A 12,093-nucleotide genomic window follows, 5' to 3' on the forward strand; every position below is an offset into this window, starting at 1 on the left:
CTAATCGTTATATGAAAAAAAGAGCCATCTATCTTATTTTATTAATGCTAATACTTATTGCATTAGCCGTTCTTTTCCGCGCGCATAATCAATATTTATTACTGCAAGGTGAAGTGGATGCACCTGAAGTTATTGTGGCCTCTAAAGCCAAAGGACGTGTTATAGAGCGTCATATTGAGCGGGGTGATGATGTTAAAGCGGGGCAATTGATGATCACCTTAGATAGCCCAGAACTCAATGCTCAAGTGGCTGCACTGGAAGCGGCAAAAGCCCAAGCTCAAGCTCAATTAGATCTCTCTATTCACGGTACAAGAGAAGAAAGCATTCGCAATTTACAAGCGATCTTATCTCAGGCGCAAGCACAAGCCACCAATGCAACGAAAGATTATCAGCGTCTTAGTGCGGTCGCCAATAAAGGTTATGTCTCTGCCAATGAGCTTGATAGTGCTCGTAGTCGTCGAGATGTTGCCGTGCAGCAAGCCAAAGCAGCACAAGCTGAATTAGATGAAGCGAAAAATGGTGATCGTATTGAATTACGTGAGAAATACCGAGCCGCACTACAACAAGCAGAGCAGCAATTAATTGAGCTGAAAGTTCAGCAACAAGATTTACAGGTAAAAGCTCCGGTTGACGGCGAAGTGGGGCCTATTCCTGCGGAAGTGGGTGAGCTTTTTAATGCCAATAGCCCATTAGCTACATTAATTCGTCTCCCTGAAGCCTATTTTGTATATAACTTGCGTGAAGATATTTTAGCCGATATCCGCAAAGGCGATCGCATCACCATCACTGTTCCTGCGTTAGGCAATAAAGAAGTGGAAGCAGAAGTTCGCTATATTGCTCCTATGGGAGATTACGCAACGAAAAGAGCGACGCGTGCAACAGGAGATTTCGACTTAAAAACCTTTGAAGTTCGACTGTATCCAACGGCACAAATTGAAGGACTACGTCCTGGTATGAGCGCATTATGGCGTTGGGATAAGTAAGGGCGAATAATGAGAGTAAAGGCAGCTTGGCGTGGTTTTAATAGCGCATTCTCACGAGAAACCCATATGGCAGTGCGAAGCCCAGTGTTCCACTGGCTAAGCTGGCTGTTTCCATTAATGTTATTCACATTAATTAGTGCTAACTTTTCAGAAGGTACTTTGCTGAACTTGCCAGTTTCCGTTATCAATAATGATAATAGTCCACTATCAAAAACGTTGATCCGAGATTTAAATGCAGGCTCTCATGCAAAATTAAGTGCACTAGATACAAATCCGCGAACCGCCTTAGAGCAGCTAGGAAGTGCAAAAGATTACGCTATTTTAATGATCCCCCGCCATTTTGAAAAAGATGTATTAGCAGGCAAACAGCCGACAACCCGAATGTATTACAATGGGTTGTATTATGCTGCGGGTAGCTATGCTATACAGGATTTTAGCGGGTTAATTGCCGAGCTTAATGCTCAATATCGCACTGTTTTAGCGCAAGAGATGAATAAGCCAGTGCCGCCTTTAGCCAAAGTAACACTCTCTTATGACAGCCTGTTTAATGCTAGTGGTAGTTATATCTACTATCAACAATTTGCTGCAACCATTCATATGCTGCAACTCTTTGTTGTCACCTGCACGATTTACTCCTTATCACGGGGTAATATGCTATTAAACCTAAAACCTTTCACTTTTGCCCTAATAGGTAAATTAGCACCTTATACGCTGTTTTTCTTAACATTATTAATGGTTGAATTAGCGGCGTTAGTGCATTTTTCAGGGGCAAAAGTCAATGGTAATCCGCTTTATATGATATTGGTGGGGTTCTTTTATATCATCGCGGCACAAAGTATTGGGTTGCTGTTGTTTACATTTACCAATAGTGCGATAACCGCATACAGTATGATAGGTATGCTAGTGAGTATCGCCTTAGCTTTTTCAGGGATGGCGGTGCCTGAACTGTCGATGATATTACCTGCTCGAATCATTTCTAATCTAGAGCCGTTAACGCACGCCTTAAATGCTATGTTTGATATCTTCTTAAGGGAAGTTTCGTTACAAGGTATTCTTTATGTGTGCACGCTTTTGTTGATTTATCCTTTTGCGATTGCGCTTTTAGTTCGCAAACGCATCTTTAAAAGATTGGAATTACAGGTAGGTGTCGTATGATGCAGATGTATTTCCAAACATTTAAGCGTGTTTTATTAGGCATGTTAGAAAAACCGATGTGGATGTTATTATTGGTTTCTCTTTGCATTATGAGTTTAGTCTACGCTAAACCTGTATTGTGGGATCTGCCTGTGGCGGTGATCAATCAAGATCATAGCCCCGCCAGTTATGCCCTTATCCGCTCATTAGATGCCACACCTAAATTAAGCTTAAAGGGATATGATAATTTAGATGAAGCTCGTCATGACATGATCATGCGTGAACTGTTTGCCATTATTATCATTCCAACAGATTTTGAAAAAAAACTGCTTAATGGCAAAAATGTTACCGTTCCTGTGTATGGAGATGCGACCAACCGCCTTGCTAGTGGACAAATTCAGCAAGAATTAATGCAGGCGTATCAGCAATTATTAGATAACTATAACGGCCGTATCTTACAAAATGCGGGTTTTAGTGCGACACAGTCAAAAATATTATTAAAACCGATCCAAAGTGAAACTATCGCCATGTATAACCCTGGGGTCAGTTTTGCCGCCATTATTTTCCCAGGCTTGTTAGTGATGTTATTGCAACACTCATTATTAATTGCTTGTGTACGAGTGAGTATCGCCGTCAGAGGAACGCCAAAAGGGAAGCCTCCGTTAGCGGTATATTTAGGCGCGCTATCTGCACTTATACCGATTTGGCTCTTTTTATCTTCGGTGTTCTTTGCACTATGGCCGTGGGTATTAGGCTATCGTCAAGAAGCACCACTTTATCAAATTTGGATGTTGACCTTCCCATTCTTATTAGCGGTATTAGGATTAGGTAAGTTGATCACCGAATGCTTGCGCAGTGTTGAGATGATTTACTTAACATTGGCATTTGTGACGACACCAGTATTCTATATTTCGGGAACTATTTGGCCATTACAAGCTATGCCGGATTGGGTATTGGCAATATCCTCTGCATTACCTTCTACATGGGCTGTAAATGCTATGGCCGGAATTAACCAGATGGGATTATCATTCCAAAGCATCCTAGGGGATATCGTGATGATGCTGGTTTTAGGCGTGATATATACCATTTTGGGGGTGTTAGTGGGTATGTTGCGCAATGGTGAGTTAAGGAAAATTACTCATCAATTTAAGCATTGGGCGAGACATTACCACCGTTCAAAGTAAATAATATCTGTAATATGCTAGGTAAATAGGACGGGATTACTGAAAAGTTATCCCGTCTTTTTTATTTTAGTGTAAATTTTCTATAATAGTCTATTAATAACAAAAATTTGTTTAAATTATTTTACTTTTATGCAATCTCTATCTAAAGATATTATCTTAATAATAATAATGTTTTTAATAAGCTTAAATAATTAATGTTATTGCTATAATAATTGATGTGAACTATTTTAAGTGCTTTTCCTTATCTTAATATATAAAAAATAAATTGATTACTTTTTATATAAACATAAAAAACAAATAATTATATAAAAACTAGTAATGACACTTAATTAAAATAAACCAATCTTATTGTAATAAATTTAATTTAGAAGGGCTAAATAAAATAATCAAAATAAAACATTCAATTAAAGTAAGAATAAAAATTTAAAAAAATTAATTGTTAAATTTTAATTAAGTATTATTATATTGATGTCAATTTAATTTCTTAGTAACGTTTATCTTATTATCTAAATAAGATAAAAGTCTATGAAAAATCGTAATTAAATGTGTTTATTATTTTCTAGGAATTAAGGTAATTTATATGAAACTTAATTATTTGAAACTTTTTGTGATCTCTGCATTATCTGTAGGTTCTGTTTTTGCTGTTTCAGCTGAAGATCCTGTAGGAAATGGACCTGTAACCGTGAATGGTGGCGAAATATTTTTTAAAGGTGAATTAGTAAATGCAGCATGTGCTGTTGACTCTTCATCTGATGGCCAAATAGTTAAATTAGGTCAAGTGAGAACTGCAAAATTAGCGAAAGCTGGTGATTTTAGCGAAAATACTAATTTTACTATCCAATTAAATGATTGTGACTCTAAAGTAGCTAGTACTGCAAAAGTTGCTTTTACAGGGGTTTCTGCTGCAGGACAAGATGACGTATTAGCAGTATCTTCTTCTTCTGCTGGTGGTGCTAAAAATGTCGGTATTCAAATTTTAGATAGTAAGAGTGCACCAATGTCTTTTGACGGCGCTGGATTCGGTAATGCAACTAAATTACATGATGGAAAAAATATTATTCCATTCCAAGCAAGATATTATGCTTTAGGTGCAACTGAACCTGGTATCGCAAACGCGAACGCAACCTTTGCTGTCCAATACGAATAATATATAGCCTTATACTATTTTTTAGTATAAGGCTTTTTTACTTTTTTGTGGGTTATTTTAATAAGACATACACCAAGATTAGCTATAGTGGATTATAAAAATGAATAGTATTCTAACTTTTTCTAAAATAAAGCTTCTTTTTTTAATGCTCTTAACTCTATGTGTCATTAACCAAGCATATGCTGCTGTATCATTAGGGGCAACTAGAGTCATTTATTTTGCAGGTGAAAAGCAAGTAAAATTACCAGTAATTAATAATGATGAAAAACGTTATTTAATACAGTCTTGGATAGAAAATAGCGAAGGAAAGAAAGATAACTCTTTTGTTATTACGCCTCCTCTATTTTCTATGCAGGGTAAAAAAGAGAATACTTTAAGAATTATAGATGCAACTAACAATAAATTACCGAAAGATAGAGAAACTTTATTTTGGTTGAGTGTAAAATCTATCCCCGCTGTAGAAAAATCACTTGCTAATGAGAATATGTTACAACTTGCGATTATTAGTAAAATAAAATTCTTTTATAGACCAAAAGATCTCACCATATCTCCAGATGAAAATTATAAAAAACTACAATTTAAACGTAATAATGACACACTTATTATAAAAAATCCGACACCTTATTTTATTACGATGACTGAATTAGAACTTGGTGGTAAAAAATTAGAGAACACTATGGTTCCACCTTTTGAAGATAAGTCTATCTCTATTCCAACATCAGCTTATGGGAAACTCTCGTTTCAAACTATTAATGATTATGGTGCCATCACACCAAAAACAATCGTCGACGTTAGATAATCATTATTTAATATTGTAGAATTGAAAGAGTGATATTATGTCATTTTCAACAGGTATAAATAGCTTAAGCGGCATAAAAATAAATAACGTAAAATTATTTATTTTTATACTTGCGCTACTATTTTCAGTTGACTCAAAGTCTGAGGAGGAGTTTTATTATAACCCCTATTTCTTATCAGATAACCCGGAGTCTGTCGCTGATCTATCTTCTTTTGAGAAAGGATTAGAAGTACCTGAAGGTAATTATCTGGTTGATATTTACTTAAATGACATATTCTTAAAAACCCAATATATCAATTTTATTGAGAATAAAGGGCAGCTATCACCATGTATCACAAAAGCAGAGCTAAAAAGTTGGAATGTTAATTTAAATCTCATAACGGATGAACAAAATAAAGATAAAAATAATGTTGAACAGAAAAATGAGCTCGATGAACATTGTCAGTCACTTACTTCATTAATTTCTCAAGCCACAGCAAATTTTGATGTTGGTTCACAAAAGCTCAATCTCACTATACCTCAAGTATATTTAGTCAATCAGTCTCGAGGCTTTATTCCACCAGAGTTATGGGATGATGGTATTGTGGCTGGATTTATTACCTATATTTTAAATGGGAGTAAAACTCGCAACGATGGTAGCCCAGATACTCATTTTACTCATCTCAATTTACAAAGTGGGATCAATCTTGGGCCATGGCGTCTTCGTGATAACTCTATTTATTCTTATGATTCTATTAATAAATCAAGTTGGAAACATCTGAATACTTATATAGAACGTGGTATTAATAAATTATATTCTCGTCTTATTATTGGTGATAGCTACACACAAAGTGAAGTTTTCGACAGCATCAACTTTAGAGGCTTTCAACTGTCATCTGATGAAGTTATGTTACCGGATAGCCAAAGAGGTTTTGCTCCGATTATTCGAGGTGTCGCCCGGACTAATGCCGAGGTTACTATACAGCAAAATGGTTATGTGATTTACCGTAACTCTTTTCCACCGGGTCCTTTTGTTATTGATGATCTCTATTCAACAAGTAACAGTGGCGATTTAGAGGTAACCATTACTGAGTCTGATGGTTCAACACAAACCTTTACTGTGCCATATTCATCAGTCCCTTTATTACAAAGGGAAGGGCATACCAAATATTCAGTGACTGTAGGTAGTTACCGTTCGGGTAATGATGAGCAGGAGCGGCCTTATTTTTTACAAGGATCAGTGATCCACGGCTTACCTGCGGGTTGGACCATTTATGGAGGAACCCAGTTATCCAAAAATTACCAAGCGGCAAGTATTGGGGTAGGTAAAAATATTGGGCGTTTTGGGGCTTTATCATTTGATATTACCGAAGCGAGATCAATACTACCCGATGACTCTACACACCGTGGGCAATCGATACGTATTCTTTATAATAAATCTATCAATGAATTAGGCACAAGGGTGCAACTTGCCGGTTATAAATATGCGACGAGTGGTTTTTATACTTTAGCAGAGACTACTTATAAAAAAATGAGAGGAAATTATATACAAACGGAGGATGGTGTTGTTGAAGTTAGTGGATTACCACAAAGTTACTACGACCTTATTTATAATAAAAGGCAAAGGATACAACTCAATATTACTCAAAAAATAGGTGATCAATCTACGTTATATATTATTGGTACTAATCAGCGTTATTGGAATTCTAAAAAACAAGATAATCAATTACAGATAGGCCTTAATACTATTATTAAAGGTATTAATTTAGGCCTAAATTATAGCTTATCTAAAACATCATGGAATGATAGTAAAGATCAGATGCTAGCATTTAATACTAGTATTCCTTTTAGTAACTTTATGCGTTCTGATAATGATTCTATATGGCAAAATGCGAGTTTAAGTACTAACTCCTCGCATAACATGAAGAAACGTTTTAACAATACTATAGGATTAAACGGTACATTATTGGAAGATAAAAACTTAAGTTACAATATTCAAACAGGTTATTCTCATGAAGAAGAATCGGACTCAACAGGATATGCCTCATTAAGTTATAACGGTTCTTATATGAATAGCAATATAGGTTATAACTATACCGATACATCACATCAAATAAATTATGGTATGAGTGGCAGTATTTTAGCTCACTCAGGTGGTATAACACTTAGTCAGCCTATATATCAAACAGCGGTGTTAGTAAAAGTACCTGAAGTTAAAAATATAAAATTAGAAAACAATAGTGGCATCACGACAGACAGTAATGGTTATGCGGTTTTACCTTATATTTCTGAATATAAAGAAAATCGTATTGCATTGGATACCAATTCATTCTCTAACAATATTGAAATAGATAATGCGGTGAAAAGCGTAGTTCCTACTCGTGGAGCCATTAGTGCGATCACATTTGAGCCTAGTGTTGGGATAAAAGCAATTACGACATTAACCCATAAAGGGAAACCAGTACCTTTCGGGGCTATCGTTGATTCAGGTAATAATACTGGGATTGTGGCAGATGAAGGAAAAGTTTATTTAACAGGGTTATCACCTTCAGGACAATTAAAAGTGAATTGGGGTAGTAAGAAAGAGCAACAATGCTTAGTAAATTACACATTACCACCACAAGATCCAGATAAACTTTATGTTGAATATAGTGCAGAGTGCCACCCTATTAAGGAATAAATAATGACTAATAATATTAAGGGTATTTTGACAACACTATGGTTATTTTTCTTATCATTATCACCTAATGTTGCATATTCTGCCGATAGCATTATTCAAATAACAGGTTATATGAGAGATAACACCTGTGCAGTTGCACCAGAATCACAATACCAAACTATTGATTTATTAAATAATGAAGTTAAGCGGTTATATAAAGTGGGAGAAACAACACCCTTTATTCCTTTTCATATAATACTGGAACCTTGTGGAGAATCAGTGATTGCTGTGAAATTCTATTTTAATGGTATTTCAGATAGAAATAATCCTTCATTATTAGCGTTAGATCCGATAGCAACATCTGCTTCTGGTGTTGGAATACAAATATTAGATAGTGAAAGGTCACCCATTCCTATTAATCCAAGTAGTGACCAACTTAAATGGATCCCCTTAGTTGCAGGAAAAAGTAACACCGTTTTTTTCTATAGTCGATTAATGGCATCCGATATGCCTGTCTTAGCTGGAAAAATTAAAGCCAGTGCCACTTTTACACTCGAGTACCAATAGAGATAAAGAGAATCAATGATGAAATATAAATGGCGAGGAGTAAAAAACGTAATATTTGCTATTTTATGCTGCAATACTTCATTCGCTATGGCTGCAGATGCAACAATTACTGTTAATGGAAGTGTAATAGCAAGGCCTTGTGAAACAATCACAAAAACAGCCAATGTGGACATGGGCGACCTATATACATTCGATTTTATGACCCCTGGCTCTACCTCTAAATGGTATCCCGTTGATTTGGAGTTAAGAAATTGTCCTATTGGTACAACTTCTATTGAAGCGACATTCACCGGTCTTGATGATAGTACTGGATACTATAGAAATCAGGGCTCAGCTAAAAATCTTCATTTAGAATTACAAGATACTGCAGGTAATAAATTAAGAAACGGTTCAAAAAAAGTGGTTGAAGTTGGTGAGTATTCGTTTGCCGCAATCTTTCCTTTACGAGTAAGAGCCATCTCTGTAAATGGTAGACCTACACAGGGATCAGTACAGGCAATAATTAATGTTACCTATGTATTTATGTAATTGTTATTTAATTAAATTATAGAAAAAACATTATGATAAGCTATAAAAAAACAATGCGTTTTTTATTGTATTTAAGCTTCGGTTTATTTTCAAACTCAGTACTATCATTTACTTGTAAAGTCGCTTCAACGGGACAAATTGTCGGTGATGGTGCTGCTAATATACGCGTTAATTTAACGCCTCGAGTTGAAGTAAACCAGAATTTGGTAGTGGATTTATCTCAACAAATTCTTTGTAAAAATGATTCTTATGGTGGACCTAGAGATCCAATAGACGTTGACCATGTTAATTTAGTTAGTGGAACGACTTTTGGAGGCGCGCTGAATAATTTTGACGGCTCTTTATTATGGTATAACAGTTATTATCCTATTCCTCTTTATTACGATACAAAAGTTATTAATATTAAAGACAGAAATTTTATCCCACTAAATCTTAGATTGTATTTGAAAAGTATTGGTGCTGCGGGAGGGAAGCAAATAAATAAGGGGGATTTAATTGCAAAAATAGAAATGTACAAAATTGCAGATTGGGATGGTGGGCACCCTCGTTTTTTTACATGGAATATTTACGCATTAAATGATGTTATTATGCCTACTGGGGGCTGTGATCTTTCTAGTAGAAATGTCACGATTAATCTTCCTGAATATCCGGGTAATGCGCAACCTATTCCTTTATCTATTTTTTGTCCTAGACAACAAAATATTTCTTACTATTTAACAGGATCAACGTCTGATGTGAATAATACGGTCTTTACCAATATATCATCTAACTCTCCTGCTAAAGGGGTTGGAATTAAAATATCAAATAATAATGGTGTTATTCCTGCTAATACACCGGTCAAATTAGGCAATGTGACGAATAATAGTGTGAGTTTAAGGCTATCTGCTTCGTATGGTGAAACGGGAGAAAGAGTAAGAGCGGGTAATGTAAAATCCGTTATCGGTGTGACCTTTGTTTATGAGTAGATGTTTATTAAAATAAAGTGGAATAATAATTTTATTTTCCACCTTATTTAGATTTCAAAAAATATCTACTTATTCAACTAATTCTAAACCAGCCAGTTTACGCCAATAACCATTACAATCATGATGATGGATGGTGTTAATAGGGTGTGCGCCTTGTTCATTTTGGCGAAATTGTTTTAAGGTAGTAAAAACTTCATCAGACTGCGGTGAAAGACGGACGATATCGACTAAACCTGCCATTGAAGTTAAATCATTACCTAAATTGTAACAGTAGCCACTTTGCGTTTGAATACCATTTAAAACAAACACTTGTTGGTTTTCTTGTGATAATACCTGACGGCCTTGTGGGTATTTTTGACAGCAGGTTTCACAATCATCTTTAGCACGATTTTCCGAGCGAGCAGTAAAACAACGCGCTGAATAAGCCAAAGGAAGATGACCATAAGCGAATACTTCTACTTCAAATTTATCTCTAATCGCTAATTCTTCACATTGAATTAAAAGATTATTTAACCACTCACGAGATAGTTCAACTGGCATACACCAACGTATCATGCCTTGTTTCTGTAATAAACGTAGTGCATAAGCGTTATAGCAGTTTAATCCATGGCCTACTACAAAAGGTAAATGACGCTCATAAAGCATATTGATCACACCAAAATCATGAGCCTCAACTAAAAATTCACCGTTATCCACCAGCTTTGCTATCTCTTTTAGTTCAGAAGGCGCTTGTAGTAGTGCTAAGGTAGAAAGGATCACTTGTTTACCACTTTTAGCCACTTCTTTGGCCAGATTAATCCAATCTTGTGGTTTAGTCTCACGGCGCTTACTACAGACTGTTTCGCCTAAGTAGATAATATCAGCATCGCTCTGTTTTGCTTGCTGATAAAATGTCTCAAGTGTTTCTTTTTGCCAATAATAAAGTACAGAGCCTAATGCGTATTTCATATTATTATCCCTTATTATTGCCATTTCCGGTGGTAAGCACCTAATGTTGTTTGTGTTCCTTCAGATATTTTTCCTAATGCACTCATCCAACGCGGTTGGGTTTTAAAACCTTGAGGATCTTTTTTACATTGGTCAATAGCTGCACGCCATACTCTTGCAACTTCAGTAACATACGCGGGGCTACGTTGGCGACCTTCAATTTTGACAGAGGCAATATTCATAGCCATAAGTTCAGGTAGTAGCGCTAGTGTATTTAAGCTGGTTGGCTCTTCTAAGGCGTGATAGCAGTGTTTATCAACAAAATAACGTCCTTTACATAAAGTAGGATACCCTGCATTTTCATCAGGAGCATAACGGTCTATTAAGACATCATTGAGGCGAGATTCCATACCTTGTGGTGTTTGCTGCCAACGGACAAAACGAGCTGGGGAACAGGCTCCGACAGTATTAGGCGATTCACCAGTTAGATAAGAGGAAAGATAACAGCGTCCTTCAGCCATGATGCACAAACTACCAAAGGCAAAGACTTCTAAAGGAACAGGACTACTTTGAGCCAATTGTTTGACTTGATGAATAGAAAGAACGCGTGGTAGTACAATACGTGCAACATCAAAATTGCGTTGATAAAATGCGATTGCCTGAGTATTAGTGGCCGACGCCTGTACCGATACATGACGCTCTATCTGTGGATAGCGTTCAGCTGCGTACTCTAGCATAGCAATATCGGCCAAAATTAATGCATCGGCACCTAAATGAGCCGCCATATCAATGGCTTTTTGCCAGCGTTCAAATCCATCAGGATGAGCAAAAGTATTAATGGCAATATGCAGTTTTCGCTGGTGGCGATGTACGTAATTGACGGCTTCTTGCAATTTCTTTTCTGTGAAGTTTAAGCCAGCAAAATGGCGAGCATTGGTGTCATCTTTTAAGCCGATATAAACGGCATCTGCACCATTATCAACAGCGGCTTTTAATGCGGGTAAGTTACCTGCTGGGCACAACAATTCCATCTTCACTTCCCTTTAGAGATTAAAAATGATCAGAAATTGTAATAAGCAGGATAAAAAAAGGTTTTGATTTAGGGCAGAGAATATTGAGTTTTACTTAAGTAAAATTAAATAACTCAAAATATGAACAACCGATTAACGGAATATTGATGTAGGATCGCAGAATCGCTATCTATATCTGGCACAATAGCCG

At 36.2% G+C, this 12,093-nt stretch carries 11 protein-coding genes; 9 read left to right on the top strand and 2 right to left on the bottom strand.

The features are described 5' to 3' along the window. The first annotated feature begins 11 nt into the window (after positions 1–11). The 9 genes from PMI_RS17105 to PMI_RS17145 all read left to right on the top strand — a co-directional run bounded on the left by PMI_RS17105 (position 12) and on the right by PMI_RS17145 (position 9,945). On the top strand, positions 12–983 hold the full coding sequence (locus tag PMI_RS17105; RefSeq protein WP_004246221.1) for an HlyD family secretion protein: 972 nt from the start codon (positions 12–14) through the stop codon (positions 981–983). A 9-nt stretch (positions 984–992) separates the two neighbouring features. Beyond that, positions 993–2,138 carry an ABC transporter permease gene (locus tag PMI_RS17110; protein ID WP_004246220.1) on the top strand — a complete coding sequence of 382 codons (1,146 nt, stop codon included), beginning with the start codon at positions 993–995 and terminating at the stop codon, positions 2,136–2,138. After that, a complete protein-coding gene (locus PMI_RS17115) occupies positions 2,138–3,301 on the top strand; it encodes an ABC transporter permease (RefSeq protein WP_012368735.1) in 1,164 nt (387 codons plus the stop codon). Before PMI_RS17110 ends, PMI_RS17115 begins: the two co-directional genes overlap by 1 nt. 580 nt (positions 3,302–3,881) lie before the next feature. Further along, the gene (gene fimA / locus PMI_RS17120) at positions 3,882–4,448 is read left to right on the top strand and encodes a type 1 fimbrial major subunit FimA (RefSeq protein ID WP_004246218.1); all 567 of its coding nucleotides are present in this window, start codon (positions 3,882–3,884) and stop codon (positions 4,446–4,448) included. 100 nt (positions 4,449–4,548) lie between these two features. Then, positions 4,549–5,247: a fimbrial biogenesis chaperone gene (locus tag PMI_RS17125; RefSeq protein ID WP_004249595.1), complete on the top strand. Its 699-nt coding sequence runs from the start codon at positions 4,549–4,551 to the stop codon at positions 5,245–5,247. A gap of 37 nt (positions 5,248–5,284) precedes the next feature. Next, positions 5,285–7,906, top strand: coding sequence for a fimbria/pilus outer membrane usher protein (locus tag PMI_RS17130; RefSeq protein ID WP_012368736.1), 2,622 nt, complete (start codon positions 5,285–5,287; stop codon positions 7,904–7,906). Between the two features lie 3 nt (positions 7,907–7,909). Beyond that, positions 7,910–8,452: a type 1 fimbrial adaptor subunit FimF gene (fimF, locus tag PMI_RS17135; RefSeq protein ID WP_004246215.1), complete on the top strand. Its 543-nt coding sequence runs from the start codon at positions 7,910–7,912 to the stop codon at positions 8,450–8,452. 15 nt (positions 8,453–8,467) lie between these two features. After that, positions 8,468–8,980 (top strand): type 1 fimbrial minor subunit FimG, encoded by a 513-nt coding sequence (gene fimG, locus PMI_RS17140; RefSeq protein WP_004246214.1) that lies wholly within the window; start codon positions 8,468–8,470, stop codon positions 8,978–8,980. Positions 8,981–9,012: 32 nt separating this feature from the next. Continuing rightward, positions 9,013–9,945 (top strand): fimbrial protein, encoded by a 933-nt coding sequence (locus tag PMI_RS17145; RefSeq protein WP_012368738.1) that lies wholly within the window; start codon positions 9,013–9,015, stop codon positions 9,943–9,945. A gap of 69 nt (positions 9,946–10,014) precedes the next feature. On the opposite strand, the gene PMI_RS17150 is transcribed toward PMI_RS17145, so the two are convergent. Then, positions 10,015–10,893: a U32 family peptidase gene (locus tag PMI_RS17150; RefSeq protein WP_012368739.1), complete on the bottom strand. Its 879-nt coding sequence runs from the start codon at positions 10,891–10,893 to the stop codon at positions 10,015–10,017. A gap of 14 nt (positions 10,894–10,907) precedes the next feature. Then, on the bottom strand, positions 10,908–11,903 hold the full coding sequence (gene ubiU / locus PMI_RS17155; protein WP_004246211.1) for a ubiquinone anaerobic biosynthesis protein UbiU: 996 nt from the start codon (positions 11,901–11,903) through the stop codon (positions 10,908–10,910). Positions 11,904–12,093: the final 190 nt, after the last annotated feature.

This window comes from Proteus mirabilis HI4320 (genome assembly GCF_000069965.1).
Lineage (GTDB): Bacteria > Pseudomonadota > Gammaproteobacteria > Enterobacterales > Enterobacteriaceae > Proteus > Proteus mirabilis.